Source organism: Clostridium sp. D46t1_190503_E9, assembly GCF_015555225.1.
In the GTDB taxonomy this organism is placed as follows: domain Bacteria; phylum Bacillota; class Clostridia; order Clostridiales; family Clostridiaceae; genus Clostridium.
Window position 1 is genome coordinate 251,918 of record NZ_JADNKB010000004.1, and the last position, 22,092, is coordinate 274,009.

At 27.2% G+C, this 22,092-nt stretch carries 20 protein-coding genes; 12 read left to right on the forward strand and 8 right to left on the reverse strand.

Annotated features, from left to right (window positions below; genetic code table 11):
* The first annotated feature begins 100 nt into the window (after window positions 1-100).
* Window positions 101-970 (forward strand): UTP--glucose-1-phosphate uridylyltransferase GalU, encoded by an 870-nt coding sequence (gene galU / locus I2E83_RS06525; RefSeq protein ID WP_195429158.1) that lies wholly within the window; start codon window positions 101-103, stop codon window positions 968-970.
* A 53-nt stretch (window positions 971-1,023) separates the two neighbouring features.
* On the opposite strand, the gene trpS is transcribed toward galU, so the two are convergent.
* Window positions 1,024-2,034 carry a tryptophan--tRNA ligase gene (gene trpS / locus I2E83_RS06530; protein WP_195429161.1) on the reverse strand — a complete coding sequence of 337 codons (1,011 nt, stop codon included), beginning with the start codon at window positions 2,032-2,034 and terminating at the stop codon, window positions 1,024-1,026.
* 393 nt (window positions 2,035-2,427) lie between these two features.
* On the opposite strand from trpS, the gene I2E83_RS06535 reads away from it, so the two are divergent.
* From I2E83_RS06535 to I2E83_RS06560, 6 genes are all read left to right on the forward strand, one after another.
* On the forward strand, window positions 2,428-3,684 hold the full coding sequence (locus tag I2E83_RS06535; protein WP_347708056.1) for an ABC transporter ATP-binding protein: 1,257 nt from the start codon (window positions 2,428-2,430) through the stop codon (window positions 3,682-3,684).
* Between the two features lies 1 nt (window position 3,685).
* On the forward strand, window positions 3,686-4,960 hold the full coding sequence (locus I2E83_RS06540) for an extracellular solute-binding protein (RefSeq protein WP_195429163.1): 1,275 nt from the start codon (window positions 3,686-3,688) through the stop codon (window positions 4,958-4,960).
* A complete protein-coding gene (locus I2E83_RS06545; protein WP_195429165.1) occupies window positions 4,953-5,834 on the forward strand; it encodes a sugar ABC transporter permease in 882 nt (293 codons plus the stop codon). Before I2E83_RS06540 ends, I2E83_RS06545 begins: the two co-directional genes overlap by 8 nt.
* Window positions 5,815-6,654 carry a carbohydrate ABC transporter permease gene (locus I2E83_RS06550; protein ID WP_243249584.1) on the forward strand — a complete coding sequence of 280 codons (840 nt, stop codon included), beginning with the start codon at window positions 5,815-5,817 and terminating at the stop codon, window positions 6,652-6,654. Before I2E83_RS06545 ends, I2E83_RS06550 begins: the two co-directional genes overlap by 20 nt.
* Window positions 6,655-7,584: a prenyltransferase gene (locus I2E83_RS06555; protein WP_195263788.1), complete on the forward strand. Its 930-nt coding sequence runs from the start codon at window positions 6,655-6,657 to the stop codon at window positions 7,582-7,584.
* A gap of 555 nt (window positions 7,585-8,139) precedes the next feature.
* Window positions 8,140-8,970, forward strand: coding sequence for an ABC transporter substrate-binding protein (locus tag I2E83_RS06560; RefSeq protein WP_195429167.1), 831 nt, complete (start codon window positions 8,140-8,142; stop codon window positions 8,968-8,970).
* A gap of 19 nt (window positions 8,971-8,989) precedes the next feature.
* On the opposite strand, the gene I2E83_RS06565 is transcribed toward I2E83_RS06560, so the two are convergent.
* The 3 genes from I2E83_RS06565 to I2E83_RS06575 form a co-directional block, all read right to left on the reverse strand.
* Window positions 8,990-9,136: a hypothetical protein gene (locus I2E83_RS06565; protein WP_195263790.1), complete on the reverse strand. Its 147-nt coding sequence runs from the start codon at window positions 9,134-9,136 to the stop codon at window positions 8,990-8,992.
* Between the two features lie 206 nt (window positions 9,137-9,342).
* Window positions 9,343-9,498: a zinc-ribbon domain-containing protein gene (locus I2E83_RS06570; protein WP_195263791.1), complete on the reverse strand. Its 156-nt coding sequence runs from the start codon at window positions 9,496-9,498 to the stop codon at window positions 9,343-9,345.
* Window positions 9,499-9,669: 171 nt separating this feature from the next.
* The gene (locus tag I2E83_RS06575; protein WP_195429169.1) at window positions 9,670-10,764 is read right to left on the reverse strand and encodes an endospore germination permease; all 1,095 of its coding nucleotides are present in this window, start codon (window positions 10,762-10,764) and stop codon (window positions 9,670-9,672) included.
* Between the two features lie 234 nt (window positions 10,765-10,998).
* Here I2E83_RS06575 and I2E83_RS06580 point away from each other — a divergent pair, with 234 nt between their 5' ends.
* From I2E83_RS06580 to tyrS, 5 genes are all read left to right on the forward strand, one after another.
* The gene (locus I2E83_RS06580) at window positions 10,999-12,414 is read left to right on the forward strand and encodes a spore germination protein (protein ID WP_195429171.1); all 1,416 of its coding nucleotides are present in this window, start codon (window positions 10,999-11,001) and stop codon (window positions 12,412-12,414) included.
* Window positions 12,411-13,529, forward strand: coding sequence for a Ger(x)C family spore germination protein (locus tag I2E83_RS06585; protein WP_195429172.1), 1,119 nt, complete (start codon window positions 12,411-12,413; stop codon window positions 13,527-13,529). Before I2E83_RS06580 ends, I2E83_RS06585 begins: the two co-directional genes overlap by 4 nt.
* 127 nt (window positions 13,530-13,656) lie before the next feature.
* Window positions 13,657-14,736, forward strand: a complete 1,080-nt coding sequence (locus I2E83_RS06590; RefSeq protein WP_195263795.1) for a diguanylate cyclase — start codon at window positions 13,657-13,659, stop codon at window positions 14,734-14,736.
* Between the two features lie 126 nt (window positions 14,737-14,862).
* Window positions 14,863-15,276 (forward strand): hypothetical protein, encoded by a 414-nt coding sequence (locus I2E83_RS06595; protein ID WP_195263796.1) that lies wholly within the window; start codon window positions 14,863-14,865, stop codon window positions 15,274-15,276.
* Window positions 15,277-16,205: 929 nt separating this feature from the next.
* Window positions 16,206-17,426 (forward strand): tyrosine--tRNA ligase, encoded by a 1,221-nt coding sequence (gene tyrS / locus I2E83_RS06600; RefSeq protein ID WP_195429173.1) that lies wholly within the window; start codon window positions 16,206-16,208, stop codon window positions 17,424-17,426.
* Window positions 17,427-17,533: 107 nt separating this feature from the next.
* Here the strand turns inward: tyrS and I2E83_RS06605 are convergent, their stop codons facing one another.
* The 4 genes from I2E83_RS06605 to I2E83_RS06620 form a co-directional block, all read right to left on the reverse strand.
* Window positions 17,534-18,985 (reverse strand): HAMP domain-containing sensor histidine kinase, encoded by a 1,452-nt coding sequence (locus I2E83_RS06605; protein ID WP_195429174.1) that lies wholly within the window; start codon window positions 18,983-18,985, stop codon window positions 17,534-17,536.
* Between the two features lie 2 nt (window positions 18,986-18,987).
* Entirely contained in the window at window positions 18,988-19,671 is a 684-nt protein-coding gene (locus I2E83_RS06610) for a response regulator transcription factor (protein ID WP_195429175.1), read from the reverse strand.
* A 248-nt stretch (window positions 19,672-19,919) separates the two neighbouring features.
* On the reverse strand, window positions 19,920-20,972 hold the full coding sequence (locus I2E83_RS06615; RefSeq protein ID WP_195429176.1) for a tetratricopeptide repeat protein: 1,053 nt from the start codon (window positions 20,970-20,972) through the stop codon (window positions 19,920-19,922).
* 25 nt (window positions 20,973-20,997) lie between these two features.
* Window positions 20,998-22,020 carry an Ig-like domain-containing protein gene (locus I2E83_RS06620; RefSeq protein ID WP_195429177.1) on the reverse strand — a complete coding sequence of 341 codons (1,023 nt, stop codon included), beginning with the start codon at window positions 22,018-22,020 and terminating at the stop codon, window positions 20,998-21,000.
* Window positions 22,021-22,092 lie beyond the last annotated feature (72 nt).

Below are 22,092 nucleotides of genomic sequence, written 5' to 3' on the forward strand. Positions count from 1 at the left end.
ATAGTTCAATTTATATAAGCTATAAATTGAACTATTTTTATTAATATGCTAAAATTAATTATAAATATTATGTAAAGATATGTGAATGAGAGGGATAAATATGAAAGTAAGAAAAGCTATTATACCAGCAGCTGGGCTTGGAACTAGGTTTTTACCAGCTACAAAGGCTCAACCTAAGGAAATGCTTCCAATAGTTGATAAACCAACTATACAATACATTATTGAAGAAGCTGTAGCTTCAGGAATTGAAGAAATTTTAATAATAACTGGAAGAAATAAAAAATGTATTGAAGACCACTTTGATAAATCAATAGAACTAGAAATGGAACTAGAGAAAAATCATAAAGAGGATCTTTTAGAACTTGTAAGAGGGATATCAGATATGGTTGATATTCACTACATAAGACAAAAAGAACCTAAGGGATTAGGACATGCAATATTATGCGCAAGAGCCTTCGTTGGCAATGAGCCATTTGCAGTATTATTAGGTGATGATGTAGTAGATTCAGAAGTTCCTTGTTTAAAGCAATTAATGGATTGTTATAAAGAATACAAGACATCTATTTTAGGAGTTCAAACTGTAACTCATGAAGATGTAAGTAAGTATGGTATAGTAGATGGAATTCATATTGAAGATAGAGTTTATAAAGTAAAAAAATTAGTTGAAAAGCCAGCTATAGATGAGGCACCAAGCAATGTTGCTATTTTAGGAAGGTATATAATAACTCCTCAAATATTTGATATATTACAAAATACAAAGCCAGGTAAAGGGGGAGAAATCCAACTTACAGATGCATTGCAAACTTTAATTGAAAATGAAGCTATGTATGCTTACAATTTTGAAGGAAGAAGATATGACGTAGGAGATAAGCTTGGTTTCTTACAAGCTACTGTTGAGTTTGCTTTAAAAAGAGAAGAGCTTAGAGAACCGTTTATTCAATATTTAACAAATAGAGATTGGAAAAAATAATTAATATGGGTATATAAAAAGTTGGATGAAATTAACTCATCCAACTTTTTTAATTATCCTCTAGGAATAAACCCAATCTTCTTTTGCATTTTTCTAAGTGTTTTCATTGAAATATAGTTTGCTTTTTCAGCACCTAGTTTGTAGATATCTTCTAATGCTTTTTTGTCTTTAAGGATTTCTTTAACCTTATTTTGAATTGGTTCCAATTCGCTAACTATAGCATCAGCAACATCTTTCTTTAAATCAGCATAGCCTTTATCTTTATAGTAAGCTACAAGTTCTTCTGCTGTTGAACCATTAATTGCTATTAGAAGATCAAGTAAGTTTTTAACGCCTGGTTGTTCATCGGAATAATTTATAACTCCTAGGCTATCAGTAACAGCTCTGGAAACTTTCTTTCTTATTACTTCAGGTGGATCCATTATTAAGATGTAAGCATTTGGATTGTCATCTGATTTAGACATCTTTTTAGTTGGATCTTGTAAACTCATAACCTTAGCTCCAACCTTTGGAATATAAGGATCTGGAATTTTAAATGTTGGGCTATAAGTATTGTTAAATCTGTTAGCAATATCTCTAGCTATTTCTAGGTGTTGTTTTTGGTCTTGGCCAACAGGCACTAAATCTGCATTATATAAAAGAATATCAGCAGCCATTAAAACTGGATAAGTAAATAGGCCTGCCCCTATTGAATCACCGTATCTTTGTGATTTATCCTTATATTGAGTCATTCTGCTAAGTTCACCCATATAAGTGTTACATGTTAAAAGCCATGCACATTCGCTATGAGCAGGAACATGTGATTGAATAAATAAAGTATTCTTTTCAGGAACTATACCTGCAGCTATATATATTGCAAGGACTTCAAGAGTTCTTTGTCTTAAATCCTTAGGTTCTTGTCTAACAGTTATTGCATGTAAATCAACTACACAAAAATAACAATCAAATTCATCTTGAAGGGCAACCCAATTTTTTATTGCTCCTAAATAATTTCCTAAAGTTAATTGTCCAGAAGGTTGGATTCCACTAAAAATAACCTTCTTTTGTTCTGTATTATTTTCCAATTAAAGCACTCCTTTCATTTGTGCATGTTATATATAACGTTTAACTATAGTATTAATTATAGATTTGGAAAATTCTCATGTCAACAAAGAATGACATTATACAAGATTTAATAAATTTTATGTATAGGATATGGTAGTGATTTTAAGTAGTAAAAGTTTATATATGTAGTCCTTTAATGAGATATAAAAAGTCTTATATAACTTTAATTTTCTGATTCAATTTTGTAACTATAGATTTAAAATTAATATACCCTAAAAGTTTATATTTGTAGCTTTATAAGGAAGTTTAATTGTATAATATTACTATTAAAATGATATTGTTATAAGTTTGACAAAATCAGAATTAAAAGTTAGAATTATATAGGTTTTTTATGTGTTTTATGTAAGCCTACTGTGGAGGTGATTTATATTAGCTATATAAAATTTAATGATTTATCAAAGAAATATAAAAATAGTGGTAAATATGCAATTAAAGATATAAATTTCACAATAGAAAAAGGTGAGTTTGTAGTTATCGTTGGGCCTAGTGGTAGTGGTAAATCAACTCTATTAGATTTAATTTGTGGATTTGAGGACATTACTGAAGGAAATATAAAAATAGATAATAAAATAATTAATAACATAGAACCAAAAGACAGAAATGTTTCAATGGTATTTCAAAACTATGCTTTATATCCTCATTTAACAGCATATGAAAATATTGCTTTTGGAATGAAGATAAGAAAAGTAAGGAAGAGTGAAATAAATGAAAAGGTAATGTGGGCAGCTAAGATATTACATCTTGAAGATTGTCTAAAATCAAAGCCTAAAAATTTATCTGGAGGACAAAGACAGAGAATAGCTCTTGCTAGAGCAATGGTAAGGAATCCTAAGGTATTTTTAATGGATGAACCATTGTCTAATTTAGATGCAAAGCTTAGAACATCAACTTCTAATGAAATAACAAATTTACATAAGGAATTAAATGCAACTACTATATATGTTACACATGATCAAGTAGAAGCTTTAACAATGGCAGATAAAATAGTTATATTAAATGAAGGAGAAATTCAGCAAATAGGAACTCCTTTAGAAATTTATAAAAATCCTAGTAATGTTTTTGTAGCCACATTTATTGGAAGGCCTCAAATGAATTTATTTAATTTATCTATAAAGGAAGATTATATGTTACTAAATGATTCTATTAAATTTATTAAACCAATAGAGTTTAATGATTTAGATATAGGTGAATATATAATTGGGTTAAGAGCAGAAGATATTAAAAATATAGATAATATAAATAGAGACATTAACAATAAAGATATTTTACATCATGTAGATAAGAATGAAAATAAAGATTGTATAAAGGATACAAATGAATCTAATAAAATTGATGATAATGCAGATAATGTAAATAAATATGATAGAGATTGTAGCAATAAGGATTATAAGGAGAATACAAATAAAAACTTTATAGAAGCTACCATAGAGAAAATCGAGTATTTAGGAAGTGAAACTATTTATCATCTTTTATATGAAGGAATAAGATTTACATGGAAATCTCATGATATGAATGATTTAAAGATAGATGAAAAGGTTAATATTAGTTTTAACTTTACTAAGGCTAATATTTTTAATAAATTAACACAAAAAAATATAAGGAGTAAGTAAGATGAAGGCAAGGAAAATAATTAGTACTTTATTAATGTTACCTATACTTATGGTTGGATGCGCTAAGGCTGAAGAAAAGAAAAATGATGAAATAGGTGGAACTATAAAGGTGGTTACATCTAGAACGGATGCAGACAAGCTATTTGAAAAAATAGAGGAGGATTTTAAAAAGTTATATCCAAGTGTTGAGGATATAATATGGGAATCAGCTGCAGATTATGACAATTACATAATGACTAGAATGAATACTAAAGATTATGGAGATGTTCTATTTCTTCCATTCACTATGAATGGTACTCCAGAAGAATATGAAAATTATTTTGAACCATTAGGAAAAGTTGATGAATTAGAAGAAAAGTACATAGATGTTACAGAAGCAGATTATGATGGTATATCATACGGATTACCAGCAGCTGTAAATTCACTAGGAATTATATATAATGAAGAAGTTCTTAAAAAGGCAGGAGTAGAATCTATGCCAACATCAACAGAAGAAATGATAGAAGCAGCAAAGAAAGTGAAAGAAAATACAGATGCTATACCTTTCTATACAAATTATAATAAAACACTAGGTACTTGGGGTGGAACTTTAACATCTTATGGCGGAGAGCAATATAGATCAGAAATATTAAATGTAGGAACAGCCTTTAAAGAAGGTCAACCAATACGTGAAATAATGGATTTATTTTATGAATTATCTTCAAATGGACTTATAGAAGAGGATCCAGTCACAGGTGATTTTGCTAAGTCACTACAAATGCTTGCAGATGGTAAAGTTGCAATGATAATGAAGGGTTCTCAAGATGCAAAGATGATTCAAGGTCTAAGCACAAACAATAGCAAAATAAACATAGCTCCACTACCAGTAAAGTTTAATGGACAAACAAGTATTGCATTTGGAGCACCATCAGTAATAGGAATAAATAAAAATAGTGAAAATAAAGCAACAGCTAAAGCATTTTTAGATTTCTTTATTTCAGCTAAAAGTGGATATGCAGATGATTTAGGTGGAATGTCACCAAGCAAAGAAGATTTAACTGACGAACAAAAAGTAATGTTTGAAAACAATAATATAATATTAACTGTACCAACTGAAACACCAGAAGTTGATGCAAAATACACTGCAATAGCTAATGAAGTAGGTGTTGGTAGATTAACAGATGTACTTCAAAAGGTTATTAATATAGGAATGTATCCAAATCAAAATGAAAGTTATAGTGATTATATCAATTCATTAGAAGCTAAATGGGAAGCAGCAGTAAAAGCAAATGAATAATATAAACTTAAGAAAAAAAGAAAGAAAAATTATTTTTCTCTTTCTTTTTTTTCCACTTTTATTATTATTTTTATTTGGATTTTTACCTATAATAGAGCTATTTATATATAGTTTTACTTCATGGAATGGTATATCAAAGACTAAGGAGTTCGTTGGTTTTGACAATTACATAAAGGTTTTAACAGATCCATCTTACTTTCAAGTATTTAAAAATAGTTTATATTACTTTTTATCAGGGATCCTTCAAATTATAATAGCAATGTTTTTTGCTATAATGTTATCTTTTAAAGTTAAATTTAAAAGTTTTTTTAAGGCTACATTTGTATTTCCAACTCTTATAAGTGGAGTTGCTATATCGATGATATTTAGAATATTCTTTGAACCAGGAGGAACTTTTGATGCCTCATTAGGAGCTTTGGGGCTTGGAGAATTTATACATTATTGGCTTGGAGATCCTAGGTTTGTTAATTATACACTAGCTAGCATATCACTTTGGAGATTTACAGGTAGAAGTTTTATTATGTATTTTGGAGCAATTCAATCTATACCAAAGGAATACATAAAGGCAGCAGAAATAGAAGGAGCTTCTGTAATGCAAAAGGTTAGATATGTGATATTACCTAATATACATACAATAGTTAAGATAAATTTTATATTACTAATTATAGGTGCAATTTCTGTTTTTGAAATACCTATGATAATGACTAATGGCTCAAATGGAACGAGTACATTTTTATTACAAACTATGAAAACTGCATTTGAGCAAAAGAAAATAGGACTTGCAGCTAGTATGGCAGTAATAATTACAATAATAATTGTAATTGCAACTCTTATTCAAAAGAAGGTGTATAGTAATGATGAAGATGAGTATTAAATCTATATTATTAAAAGTGCTAAAATACACTACTTTAATACTTTGGACTATAGTAATTTTTTTACCTATAATTACTGTGGTTTTTGGTTCTTTTAAAACCTATGATGAATTTACAAGAACTAGTGGAATAACTATGCCTAGTAGCTTTAGTTATTTTGAAAATTACATAAGAGCTTTTGTAGATGGAAAAATGTTAATTGGTTTTATTAATACATTTATCTTAATATTTTTTGGCGCAATAGGAAGTGTAATCCTAGGATCTATGGTGGCTTTTGTTATAAGCAGATTTGATTTTAAGTTCAAAAAGATAATATTATTTATGTATTTGTTTGTATCAATAGTACCAATGGAGATGTCTCAAGTTGCAACTTTTAAAATAATTGATGCTGTAGGAATATATAATACTAGACTTGCACCTATAATTATATATTTAGGAGCAGATGTTTTAATGGTATATATTTATATACAAGCTTTAGAAAAGATTCCTAGAGATTTAGATAAGGCTGCAATGCTTGAAGGAGCAGGATATTTTAAAATATACAAAAAAGTTATATTTCCTTTATTAAAACCAGCAACAGCAACAGCAATTATGCTTAAGATAATTACAATATATAATGATTTTTATGTTCCATATTTATATATGCCAGGGGAAGGGTTAAACACTGTATCAACAACTTTGTTTAAATTTATAGGACCAGCATCAACAGAATGGCAAGTAATTTGTGCAGCCATTGTAATAAGCATGATACCAATGATATTATTTTTCATATTTTTGCAAAAGCATATTTACGAAGGAATAACTTCAGGGAGTATTAGATAAATGAAAAAGAACAATTTTTTAAAACGAATTTATACAGTAATGGAACTAAGAACGGGATTTGCAACTGGACTTCCAGCACTTAGTGGTGGATTATTTGGAGCTTATTTAGCAAAAGATATAAAAATATTACCACTAGTTTTAATGTTTATTGCAGGCTTTAGCTTAAATATAGTGGCAAATATAGCAAATGAAATAAGAGCATTTTTAAAGAATGAAGAAAATGAAGATACATTTACAGGTCATTTAGGTAGTGAAGGCTTAGTAAGAGGAGATGCGAAGTTTTTAGATGCAGTAATAGCTTTACTTTTCATGTTGGCTTTAGGTGGAGGAAGTGGGCTTTTAGTAGTTTTTATAACTAATAATATAAATATATTAATTATAGGAATAGTAAGTGCACTTGCTGCATTAACTTATTCTTTAGGGCCAAAGCCATATATAATTTACCCAGTTGGAGAATTAGTATCAGGAATATTTGCTGGAGGAATAAGTAGTTTTGTATCGGCTTATATACAGCAAGGAAAGATGAGTATAGAAATATTCTTATATTCACTTATAGCTATGATAATGACTGTATTTTTAATGTCTACTAACAATACTTCAGATTATGAAAAAGACAAAGGGGTTAGGGTAACATTACCTCATGTTATTGGATTTAGAAACTCCATCAAGATAATAATACCAGAAGCAATAATAATGGTTATATCATGGATAATATTATTAACGCTATCGAAAATAAATTTACTAATATTTATATCAGGTATATTGATATTTTATTATTATGGATATGTGAAATGGTATAAGGATTATTATAAAATACAAGAGGTCTATAAAGAAATGGGAAGAGAGTGGGGACCAAGACCACTACTTCTTATATATAGTTTTCATTTTATAATTTCACTAGAATTTTTAATATGCATCATCATAAATTAAGTTAGATTTTAAAATAATACTTAAAGATATAATTTTAAAATTATTAAAGGGCTAGTTTAAGTATAGTTACTAATTTAAATAATAAGGTAACTATAAAAGTGTAGTTACTGTATTTAAAGATAAGGTAACTACAAGTTTAGTTATTATAGATAAATATAAAGTAATTACATAAATGTGGTTACTATATATAAATGATAAAGTAACTACGAAAGTGTATTACTATAATTAAACGTTAAAGTAATAAAAAAAAAGTGTAGTTACTATAATTAAAGAGAAAGTAACTACATAAATGAAGTTAATATAGTTAAATAATAAAATATTTATATAAATGTGGTTACTTAAAATAAAGATAAATTGATTATATAAATGTAGTTACTATATAGAATAATTAAGTAACTACATTTTTATAGTTAAAGTTATAAAAATAAATTGATCTATTAAATACAAAATTATCTTATATATAAGTTATTGTAGTTATTAGTATTTGAATTAATAATATCAAGCGTATATTTTGAAATATATCTAGTTCAAGAAAAAATATGTGGAGGGGTAAACATGGTAAAAATAAATTTAAACTTAATAAAGAATAATCCATTAAGCTTAACAGCAATATTAGCAGACAGGCAAGGAATATTTAAAAAGTATGGTATAGATATGAATTTATATTTAGATGAAGATTTTTTCTTTAAGGGAAATATTGAGTTTCTAGAAGGAAGGTCAGATGCTATGATGGGAGACACAACATTTTTCTTTTATATGCTTGAAAAAGGAAAAAAAGCTGTTATAACTTCAAATTTAACAAGAACTATTAATTTAGTTGGAAGCAAAGACATTAATGGGGATTTGGAAGGAATAAGAGTTGGAGTAAATAGATCTGGACTATTTAGATTATTTTTAGAAAATGATTTAAAAGATATGATAAAGAATCCTAAGATAGTTTGGATTAATAATACATACGAGAGAATTGAGGCACTTAAAAAGGGGGAAATAGATGCTTTAGTAGCAATTGAACCTTTTGTATCAAAGATAACCAATGATGGTGGCAAAATAATTTGGGATTCAAGAAACAGTGATAAAAATTTAGTTATGTGGTGCTTTGATGAAGAATTTTATAATAACAATTCAGAAGGAGTTAAAAATTTTCATAAGGCATTAAACGAAGCAGCTAGAATATTTAATAATTCTTCAAAAGAAGATAAGGCTAATTATTTCATGGAATTTTGCGGATATTCAAAAGAATTAGCAGAAGGATTTAAAGATTTTATATTTGAAATAAGCGACAATTATAAAAAAGAAGATTTTGACTTATGCCAAGAATGGATGTATAGAGAGGGAGAAATTAAAAAAGTATATAATGCAAGTAATTTAATAAAAAATATAATATAAAATTAATTTATAACCAATCTTAAGCTTTAACATAAAAAATATCTATTAGTAATAAAAATATTGCTGAAAGTAGTATAGCATCTATAGCCCAAAATGAAAATTTAAATATTAAAGAAACTAGCACCAGCAAAATTAATACAGTAAAAAATATTTTTAATGATTTCATTATATATGTCCTCCTATTATATAAATTATATACAGATTATTAGCTTATTAATCACAATTAGCAACTTTAAAACTAATTGCTATTATATAAATTATGTATAGATTATTAGTTTGTACAAAATTAATAAAAAAATACTTATTATGCAAAAAAAAATCTTATAAATAAACAAAGACTAACCATTAAATGGTTAGTCTTTAAAACAGAAACTATCTTCTGTTGTTTTGAGCTTTTCTAGCCTTTCTACATTCAGGGCATCTTACTGGTTCATTGTCAAATCCCTTTTCTTTGTAGAATTCTTGTTCTCCAACAGTGAAAACAAATTCCTTTCCACAATCTTTACAAATTATTTTCTTATCTTCCATTTTAAAATCCTCCTTAAAATTCATAGGTATAAACTTGATAGGTTTCTTTTCTTAAGTAAGTTGAACTTTAAGGAAAGAATGTATCGAGATTTTCCTAATCATTTAAATTTTCAAAATAATTATACCATAAACTAAGATAAATTCAATAAGTAATATTAAAAAGTTTTTGGTTTATTTAGAATTTTTAGATAATTTCTCTTTGGATTTAAATTTTAAGTAATAAGTAGAAAATACTATAAGTGGTATTAAAACAAAACTAAATAAATTAATTATTTGTAAATACTTTAATACGTCATAAAGTATGTAGTTATTCATTCCTAAAAAGCTTGATAAAACAAATATTAAAAAAGTATATATACCTATGAAAAGACGTTTATTTTTAATATACTTGCCTAGAATTAGCAATATGCTATAAGTAGCCAACACATACTTAATAAAGAAACCTAATACTGTTTGAATTATGAAAAATAATTCACCAAATTCTAAAAATCCTGCAACTTCAATTCTTTGCCCTAATATAAATTCTGGATAAAAAATATTGGCTGATCTTAGTGGACCAAAAGCTGTAATTACTCCAACTATTGAGACAACGATAAAGGCAGAAGTTATAACTCCGGCATAAAGAGTATGTTTTCTTATATGTTCTAATTCATTTATATACTTTAAAAATGGTATTGCAATCATAAATGAGGAAAATCCACCTAAAATTAGGAAAGGAGAAACAGTAAAGCCTGAAGATATACCGTTTCCAAGTACAGGTAATAAATTATTTATATCCTTATAACTTTGGGTTAATGCAAAAAAGACTATTCCATTAATTATAACTACAAAAACACTTACTAAAACAAATATTAATATAGTACGTAACCTTTTATTAAAAATAAAAAGTGATGGAAGTATAAAAAATATTAATGCATACCAAACTGGAGTTTCAAGAAATAATGTAGAGTGTAATACATTAGCTTCAACAGCAGCTGATTCAATAGCATTTATAAATAAAGTAAGTACAAATATAAGCATTAAAATAATACTAATAGCTTTTGGCATAGAACGAGCAAAAATATCATTTATATCAAAAGTCTTAGTGGAAACACAAATATTAATTATGTACATTAAAAAGATAACAAATATAATTGACGCTATAAGAGAAGCTAGCCAAGTATCTCTTCCCCCTATATCTATGAATATAGATGGATATGTTTTAACAGATATAAGAGCCACCCCAATTACAAATAATATAAAATGTTTACTAGAAATTTTATTCATTATTAACCACCCTTCTTATGTTAATGGATAATGGATAATTGATAATGGACAATTAATGAAATAATTTAGCTTAGCTAAATTAGAAAAATATAAAAATAAACTCTGGAAGAGTTTAAACCTCAATTATCCATTATGCATTATCAATTATCCAATTGTTTCTTATTCCTTTTTAGTATTAGCAAAAAAATGAATATTAAACAGTTTTTCAACAAATAATACAATCAGGTGATGTATATGAATAATTTAGAATATGTGAAAGAGAAATTAAAAAACTCTTTTGATGTTAAGTATAGGCCAGTCCAAACAGTTTTAGGAAAGGCAACAGTAGTTTTCATTGATGACTTATGTAATGCAGAAATGATAAGTGAATATGTGGTTTCTCCATTACGTGGCACTGGTGAAATAGAACCGGAGAGTGGAAAAATTGAAACTCTAGAGCAATTAATAGAAAATTCATTAGATATTAATGCAGCAGGTATAGCTAAAGATTTAGATGATGCAATAATGCATATATTATCTGGTGACCCAGCAGTAATATTTGAAGGCTTAGAACAAGTATTATATGTAGAAGCAAAAGGATTTCCTGTAAGAGGGGTTGGGACTCCTGAAACAGAATCTGTATTAAAGGGACCAAGAGAAGGATTTAATGAATTAATAGTAAATAATGTTGCATTAATTAGAAGAAGAATTAAAAATCCAGATTTAAAGTTTGAAGCTATAGTTGTAGGAGAAAAATCTCAAACAGCAGTTGCTGTATGTTATTTAGATGGTGTTGCGCCAAAGGATTTAGTTGAAAATGTTAAAGAGAAGGTAAATAATTTAGATTTGAGATTTATTCTAGATACTAATTATGTTGAAGATGCCCTAAAAAATCAAAAAAGCTTTTTTGATACTGTAGGATATACTGAAAAACCAGATGAAGTTAGTGCTAAGTTACTAGAAGGAAGGGTAGCTGTAATAGTTGATGGTACGCCATTTGTTATTACTGTACCATATTTCTTTTTAGAAAATTTCCAAATGCCAGATGATTATTATTTAAATAAGTATTATACAAATTTTAATCGTATATTAAGATGGTTTGCATTTTTTATAGCAACATTAGTACCAGGATTATATGTAGCAATAATAACGTATCATTTTTCTATGATACCATCATTATTTATGTTTAGACTTGCAGTATCTAGGGCAGGAGTACCATTTCCTACCTTTATTGAAGTGATATTAATGATGTTGGCATTTCAATTTATAAAAGAAGCCGGGCTTAGACTTCCACAACCAATCGGTGGTGCAATGAGTATAGTTTCAGCTTTAATTTTAGGAGATGCGGCAGTTGGAGCAGGGATAGCATCAAGAATAACAATAATAGTTGTAGCTTTAAGCACATTATCATACTTTTTAATTCCAAAGCTTTATGGAGCTGTTTCATTTTGGGCAATAGTCTTAGTAGGATTTTCGGCTGCATTTGGTATACCGGGATTTTTATGTGGAGCTTTACTACTATTAATACAGTTAGCTGAGTTAGATTCAATTGGATATCAATTTTTATTTCCAATTGGAAGTATTAATGAATATAGATTTAAGGATGTTGTACTAAGAGGAAGCTTAGGTAAGATTTCAAAGGATTTTATAAAAAAGGGGGATGAAAAATGAGATTAAAAAGATTAAGTAAGATTTTAGTAGTATTTTTTATTCCTTTATTTCTAGTTGGTTGTTTTAATTATAGAGATATAAATAAAGTTAGTTTTGCAACTAGTGTGATTTTTGATACAGATGATTTTGGAAGAGCAGTAGTTTATGTTGACTGTGTTAAACCATATAGAAGTACTAATGAAAGTTCAGATAAAGGAAAAAGAATAATATATAAAGGTATAGGAAAAACAGCCTTGGAAGCTTTAAGAGATGTAAATTTAGCTTCAAGTTATGAATTAAATTATTCACAAAATAGGGCATATATATTTACTGAAAAGGCTGCAAGAGATGGAATAAAAAGATATGTTGATTTAATAAATAATAATCAAGAGTTTCAAATAAAACCTTATATGTTTGTTTATTTTGGTGAAGTGGATGATTTGCTTAAAATTACATCAAGTGATGAAGAATATTTAGGATTATATTTAGAAGAGTTAGTTCATAAAAATAAGAGAAATCCTAGAGCAATGAGAGCAAATATAAATGATTATTTAAGTAATTCTATTACAGCTAGTGATACATATATTGTTGGTGCTATAGAAATAAGAGAAGATGCATTGGATAAAAAAATAGAAATTGGCGGTGGAGCAATAATCAAAGATAATAAATTAGTTGAAAAAATAGATTCAAAAGATGCTATGAGCTATAATTTATTTATGAATAATATTAGAAGAGGAACGCTTGAAATTTCTAATCCACAATCAGAACAAGGATTTATTACATTAGATATTTTGGATAATAGTACAGAAAGTAAACTTAAGTATGATGGAGAAAACATTACTTTAGTTAAAAATCTAGAAATGAAAGCTTCAGTTGCAGAAATACAAGGTAGGCTTATAGTTGATAATGAACTTTTGAAGTATATTAAAGATGTTAAAGAAGAAGAAATAGAAAGTTATTTGAAAGATATATTTAATAAGTATAAGGAAAAAGAAATAGATGTTTTTGAGATTGAAAGACTTTTTGATATATACTATCCTAAAGCAGCTGTATACAATCCAATTGCAGATACAAATTTAGAAGTAAATGTTAATCTAATAATTGAAGGAACTGGATTAGTCAAAGATAGCCTGTAATAAATACTACAATGAAAATGATTTAGAGGGCAAAAAGCTATTGATATTAAAAGGAAAATAAAGTAATATTAAGTTATAGATTATCTGAATTCGATTCATACTATGTAAGATGAGATGGGGAGGGAGTATGGACGATTATAAAGCAAGTTATCAGCAACTTAAGTTAGAGTACGAAAGATATCAGAAAATCACAGAAGAAAAAATACAAGAATTAAGTGCTGTTAATGTTCAGCATGAAAAAAACCTTGATATGCTTTCAAATGTAATATTAATTAGTAATTATATAAATTCAAATTTAAGTAGTAAAAATATAATACCTATGATAAATGATATGATAATAGGTATTATAGGGGTAACTCAATCTACAATATATTTGTTAGAAGACTCTAAATTTGTCATTAAGGCTACTAATGGTACAAATGATAGTATAGTTCTTACAGAAGAGTGTATAAAATACGTAAGTAAAAATAAAACATTTATTTTAAACTCAAAAGAACCAATTGTAAAAGATGAATTAAATAATATATATATTCATTCAAGGCTGGGAGTACCAATAAAAGTTGCTGAAAAATATATAGGATATATTGTAGTCGACCATACCCACTATAATTTTTTAACAGAATTTCATGAAATATTTTTAAGTTCAATAGCAAGCCAAATTGCAATAGCTTTAGAAAATTCTATTTTATATAAAAAGATAGAAAAGGCAGCTAAGTATGATTCATTAATAGGTATATATAATAGAAAGACTTTTTACGAAATTATAGAAGAAAGGTTATCTAATGGAAACATATATAAATATGCTATAGTAATGATTGATTTAGATAACTTTAAAAAGGTAAATGATACCTTAGGACATCAATTTGGTGATAAAGTTTTAATAGAAACTGCAAATTTAATTAGGAGTATGCTAGAGCCAAAAGATATAATTGCAAGATATGGTGGGGAAGAAATAATACTATATATAGATTGCAATAGTGATAACGAAGAGATATATAAAAGAATAGATAAGATAAGAGATTCTGTATCAAGTAATTTGGTTTCAAATGAAAAGAATGAAAGAAGCATTACTGCAAGTTTTGGAGTAGGCTTTTATCCTAATGATGGAAATACCCTTGAAGCTGTTATTAATTGTGCAGATGTATGTCTTTACAAAGCAAAGCATGCAGGAAAAAATAAAGTTATGAGTTCACACTTTTTTAGATAAAAGATAGAGATTAAGAAGTTTCTCTATCTTTTATTATTTTTTTATATTATATTGTAAATATTTTCAGAAGAGTAGAATATATATAAATTAAGAGAATAAAAAATTCTATAAAAGGAGTGGATTCCAATGATTCAAGTTTTTTGCGCAAAGAGAGGAGCAGGTAAAACTAAAAGATTAATAGAACTTGCAAATGAACACTTAAGTGAAGCAAAAGGAGATTCAGTTTATATTGATGATGATTGCAGACGTATGATGCAACTTAAAGGTAAGATAAGGTTTATAAATACTAATGAGCTTGGCGTAATAGATTGTGATAGCTTTTATGGGTTACTTTGTGGCGTTATATCTCAAAATTATGATGTAGAAAATATATATATAGATGCTTTATCGAGTATAGTTACTAAAAATATGTCTGAATCTACTAAACTGTTTGGAAAGTTAAAGGAATTCTCTCAAAAATTTAATTTAAATTTGTATATTAATTTAAATTGTGAATGTACTGATGAGCTACCAGATTTCATAAGGGAATATGTGGCATAAAATCAATTAATAATTGACAATGGAGAAAGGACAATTAATGAAATAGCTCAGGAGAGCTGAAATTCAATGGATAATTGACAATGGATAATTGACAATGGAGAATGGACAATTAAGGAGATAACTCAGGCTAGCTGAGTTATTGAAAATGAAAAATGAAAAATGAAAAATGAAAAATGAAAGAATTAAAGAAATAATTCACCTTCGGTGAATTATAAAAGAGTGAAAATGTTATGGGGATAGCTCAGGAGAGCCCAAGTGTTGAATGGGAATAAATAAAAATTAAGGGGTTAGTCCATAACTGAGAGAAGATTAGTTTAAAAAATTATAGTGTGAAAGAAGGGAAAGGTTGGGGTAATAGTTCAGGGATACTGAATTATTTAGAATTTTAGAGTGAATAAGTAATAAATGATTGAAAAGTAGTCTGGGAATCTGAATTATGCGAATTAAGAGGTTATATGTATAGATATTATTTAAAATTTAGATTTGTATTTTAGCTTGAATTTTGAATAGTGAATAAGAGAATTCTAGCTATAATTTAGATGAACAGAATTAATAATAATTGGCATGAAATTAGTAGTGAGGGGCGGTTCAAATATATTGAATTGCTCCTTTTAAATTTATGAGAATTAAACATAATGATATGTATTAACTTTCCGATTTTCGTATAATTTCGAATACAATTCTAAATTTAATACATATCATTAATGAGGCTAATTCTTCATTTGATAATTTTAAGCTCAGCTGTAACTGCGCTCAACTTCACTAAGTATTCAATGCCTGCGCAGCTAGTTAGCTTGTGGAACATATCTAGTTATCGTAGCATTATATTCTCAAAACATAACAATGGTATCATTAGTTGTTTTATTGTTGATAATATTTTAATAAAAAGATATACTATAATAAGTAAAATAAATAGGAGGTTACGTAGAATGGCTAATGTTTTAGACGAGTTATTAGATCGTGGATACATAAAGCAATTTACTCATGAGGATGAAACTAGAGAGTTGCTAGAAAAGGAGAAAATAACTTTTTATATAGGCTTTGATCCAACAGCGGATAGTTTACATGTTGGACATTTCATTGCGTTAATGTTTATGGCACATATGCAAAAGGCAGGACATAGACCAATAGCACTTCTTGGTGGTGGAACAGCAATGGTAGGAGACCCATCAGGAAAAACTGATATGAGAACTATGCTTACAAAAGAACAAATTCAACATAATGTTGATTCAATAAAGAAGCAAATGGAGAGATTTATAGATTTTTCTGATGATAAAGCAATATTAGTTAATAATGCAGATTGGCTATTAAACTTAAATTATGTAGATTTTTTAAGAGAAGTTGGAGTTCATTTTTCTGTAAATAGAATGCTTACAGCTGAATGTTTTAAACAAAGATTAGAAAAAGGACTTTCTTTCTTAGAATTTAATTATATGTTAATGCAAGGATACGACTTCTACGTATTAAATCAAAAGTATGGTTGCAAAATGCAATTAGGTGGAGATGACCAATGGTCAAACATGATTGCTGGTGTTGAATTAGTTAGAAGAAAGGCTCAAGGTCAAGCTATGGCAATGACTTGTTCTTTATTAACTAATAGCCAAGGACAAAAGATGGGAAAAACAGTAGGAGGAGCTTTATGGCTTGATCCAGAAAAGACTTCACCATTTGACTTTTATCAATACTGGAGAAATGTAGATGATGCAGATGTAGAAAAATGCTTATCATTATTAACATTTGTTCCAATGGATGAAGTTAGAGAAATATGTTCTGTAGAAGGAGCAGCTATAAATGAAGCTAAAAAGCGTCTTGCTTTTGAAGTTACAAAGCTAGTTCATGGAGAAGAAGAAGCAACTAAAGCTAAAAGTGCAGCAGAAGCTTTATTCTCTGGTGGAGTTGATATGAGCAATGTTCCTACAGTAACTATAAGTAAGGAAAAATTAGGATCAGCTATTTTAGATATAATGGCTGAAAATAAAATAGTTCCATCTAAAGCAGAAGGAAGAAGATTAATTCAACAAGGTGGATTATCTTTAAATGGAGAAAAAGTAACTGAAGTTACTAGAACTTTAGAAGAATCAGATTTAGAAGATGGTTCAGCATTACTTAAAAGAGGGAAGAAAAACTATAATAAGATAGTTGTAGAATAAAAAACTTAAGGGAGTCGCGTTACGCGACTCCCTTAAGCTTTTGATTAAAAAATACTATTTTTAATCAAATTTAGATAACTATATAATAAGGAATATTCATATATTATTTATGAGAGATCACTATTATTTTCTAATGGTAAAGTTAATTTTACTTTTATTTCATTACCATTAACTATACTAATTGAACCATTATGATCTTTAATAATTTCGTTACATAAGTATAATCCTAAGCCTGTACTATACTCATCATTAGAAAAATTTGACTTCGTAAAAGGCTCAAAAATATGGTTATAAACATCTTCAGGTATAGGATTTTCAACAATGTTAGTAATTTCTATATTATATTTATCATCAGAAGTGTAAGAGTTTACAGTAATTATAGAATCTTTGCTAGAATATTTTATTGCATTATCTAATACATTAATTAAAACTTCTTTTATTTTATTTGGTTTAAAGCGTACTATTTCGTTTAATATGTTTGAATTTATTTTTAAGTTATATTTTTCTGCTTTAATGTTTAAATCAGAAATTGTTTGATTAATAATTTCTGAAATATCTATATATTCATAAGTATCTTTTATTGAGGATAATCCTTTTGAAATTTTTATAATTTCAAGTACTAATGTATTTAATCTTTCGCTTTCTGAGTGAATTCTATCAATGGCACGATACTTAAATTCTTCATCATCTACAACATTTTCTAAAATCATTTCTGAATATCCAATAATTGAAGTTAAAGGTGTTTTAAGTTCATGAGTAACAGTATCAAAAAATATTTTTCTGCTTAAGGCTAATTTTTCAACCTTTTCTTTTTCTTTTTCAATATCTAAAATTTGCTCTTGAATTTTAGATTTCATATTAATAAATTCTCTAGATAATATAGATATTTCATCATTTTTTTTGGCATTGATATCTATATTTATTTCATAATTTCCTACACTTAATTCCTTTGAAGCTGAAGTTAATTTTTCTATTGGACTAACTATTTTATTTGTTAATCTATAAGAAATAGCAAATATAAAAATGATAAGTGATATTTCAATTAAAGTTAATATGCTTGTAGCTTTCATATAGTCTGAATAAAGATAAGTATAGTCCTTAGTTAAATTGATTATTCCAATGTAAGATTCATTAATTATTATTGGATAGGAAAGCATTCCAATAAGATTGTTATTGTTATATTTTATATCAACAATAGTTTTACCAGATTTAATATCAGGAATATTTTCAGCGAATTCAGGGTTAGCTTTTTCTAAATTAGAAGCAAGCACGTTACCATCTATGTCGCATATTTGAAGGTTGCTATCATAGTTAATTGAAATATATTCTATTAAATATTTACTTTCTTGAGATAAAGCTTTATCTTTGTATAGATAATTTCTAACTGACAATGTATATTTAACAGATTCACGAGTACTTTTCATTATTTCTTTTAATGAAGAGGTAACTGTGCTTTCCATATTATCTTTTAATATTTTTCTAACAGATATATTTAATGAAATTCCTAGTAGTACAATTGTAAGAGTAATAATTAAAGTGAATTTGAATTTAATTTTCATACTTACCTCATCATATATCCAACACCAAAAACTGTTTCAATCACAGAGGGTTGTCCGTTTGTATCAAGTTTGCTTCTAATTCTTCTTATATGAATATCTATAGTTCTTATATCGCCATCATAAGAAAACTCCCAAATATTATCTATAAGTTGTTCTCTAGAAAAAACTTTATTTCTATTTTGAACAAAGAATTCAAGAAGTTCATATTCCTTTGGTTTTAATTGAATAACTTCATCATTTTTTAAAACAGTTCTGTTATTAAAATTAATCTTTATATTTGAATTTATCTTAATGAAATTTTTATTATCTTTAGAAGCAGACTTTTCAATACGTCTAAATACAGCCTTTATCCTGCTTGTAACTTCTTTTATATGGAATGGTTTAGTGATATAATCATCAGCTCCAAGTTCAAGGCCGAGAACTTTATCAAATACATCATTTTTAGCTGTAAGAATTATAATAGGAATAGTGTATTTAGAGTTTATATCTTTACAAAAGTCAAAACCACTTCCATCAGGTAAGTTTAAGTCTAACAAAATTAAATCGGGTAAAGTGGTATTTAAAAAATCATTAGCTTCTTTTAAAGAAAAGACACTATAAGGTAAATAGCCTTCAGCTTTCAAAGTATGGAACAATATATCATTTATTGATCTATCATCTTCAATAATAAGAACTTGAGCATTCATTACATATTCTCCTTAATATGGATATTATAATTTAATTATATTAAATATATTTTAAATAATAAATAGTGGGATAAAACTATTAGTATAAAAATGCGAACATTTTTATAATTGATAATGCACAATGGACAATTAAGGAAAAAAATACTAAGGATTTTTAAATAAAAGGTGCTGCGCACTAATTTAATTTAAGTTTTGCTGTGCAAAACATCCTTAATTATCCATTATAAATTGTCCATTATCAATTTACATTAAGGTGTATACTGTCTGTAGATAGAATAAGCAACGTCATTTTTCAACTCTATCCAACACATAACTGATCTACCTTTTGATATAGGGTTATCTATATAATTTTTAAAGGTTTCTAGTGAGACAGCTTCAGGAATTGAAGAGTTATTTTTAGGTGTAACATCATATCCTAAATAAATTAGATCATAATCTAATAGTTGGAAGGTGCAGTTATTGGAAACTTCATAAGTTGTTATCTTATCATATTTATTTCTTATATAATAACCATCTGGAACATAATACTCTCCTTTATCGTTAATAGGAAGGTCTATTTTATCTGTATCAGCATTATCTTTAAGAAATTCTTTAAGAGATTCTTCTCTGCCAAGATAAAATTCAACTAAATCAACATCAATATAAGTTTTTCCATTAGATGAATAAAGTTTATTAATATATCCAATTTGTTTATCATAAACATTTTCTAAAACTGTTAAAGTAAATTCTACCTGCCTGCCATACTCTTCATTTGTGCCATAATAAGTGAAAGTGCCAGCGCTTGAAGTATCAACAGTTGCTACATTCCAAGTTAAAGGAAGTGAAACCGAGGTTCCATTTATATCAGTAGATACACTTCCAGGAAGGTTATATTCTGATTCTTTATAAATAGAATCTGCAAGCTTAATTACCTCAAATTTAGATGAAATTTCTTTAGCTATTGATTTCATATTTTCAGTATCAACATTATTGGCTAAAGCAGATTTTATTATAAAGTAAGCATCATCATATTTATTAGAATCCATATAGATATCTTTTATTTCTAAATACAAATCCATATTAGATTTATCTAAAGAAATTGCTTTATTAAAATAGGCTTTTGCCTCATCATATTTATTATCAGTTAGAAGCTTTTTAGCATTGGTAATAGCTTCATCAACTTCATTTTCTTCTACTAAAATTTCGCTTTGAGTATCATTAGAAACTGTTACTTTTTTTGTTGTGTCAGTACAAGCAAAAAGAGAAGTGCTTAGTATTAAAAAAAGTGGAATAATAGTTAGTTTTATAAATTTTTTATTCACTGTAAAGTCTCCTTTTAAAATATTTTTATGGTAAGTATTGTTCAGAAATCTTATAAACCGAGCCATTCTTTATATCAACCCAAACCAGTAGTATTCTTGCATTATTATTTTTAGTATCATTAAATGTTTTTGAAAAATTATCATAAGAAGAATTTACTAGTGTTCCGCTACTTTCATAATTTTCAAGGTTTAGAGTAGCTGCACATAAAGAATATAAACAATCATCATTTATTTGGTAGGTAGTAATATCTTCAGAGTTATTTCTTATCCAAACTGGAGCTGGTAAAAAGTATTCTCCATTTTCATCAATTCCGGCTTTTCCATCTTTAATAGCTTCTCTAAGGGCCTCTTCTCTTCCTAAATAAAATTCAATTAAATCTAAATTAATATATAATTTTCCATTGTCCATATAAAAATTTTTTACCCATCCAATTTGCTTATCATAAACATTCTCCATAACTGTAATTTCCATATTCACTTTTCTACCATAATCTTCATTAAAGCCTTCATAAACAAATGTCCCTGCAGTTGAGGAGTCAACTACTTGATTATCCCAAGTTACAGGAATTGATATAGATTCACCTGAAATTACGGCCTTTACTTCATTTGGTAAGGTGTAGCTAGTATCTTGATATATAGATAAATTCATGTTTATAGATTCAAATTTAGATGAAATATCTTTTAAAATTAATTTCATATTTTCAATATCTATAGTATTTGTTAAAGCTGTTTTTATAATAAAATAGGCATCATCAAATCTATTAAAGGACATATATATATCCTTAATTTTTAAATAAACATCCTTATTATTTTTGTCTAAGGATATAGCTTTATTAAAAGATTCCTTAGCCTCATTAAATTTATTTTGAGCAAGATATTCCTCACCAATTTTTATTGCTTCATTTATTTCATTTTCTTCCGAGGAAATTTCATTTTTAGTATCTTCCGATATAGTTATTTTTTTAGAAGTATTTTGGCAAGATACAAGTACCGATGATATAGTAATAACAGATATAATCATTATTTTAGAAAAAAGTTTTTTATTCATTTTTAACCTCCATGTAAATTCTATATTTATATCATATAAGGTAAAAATTTCTAAAGATTATATAGTTATTTC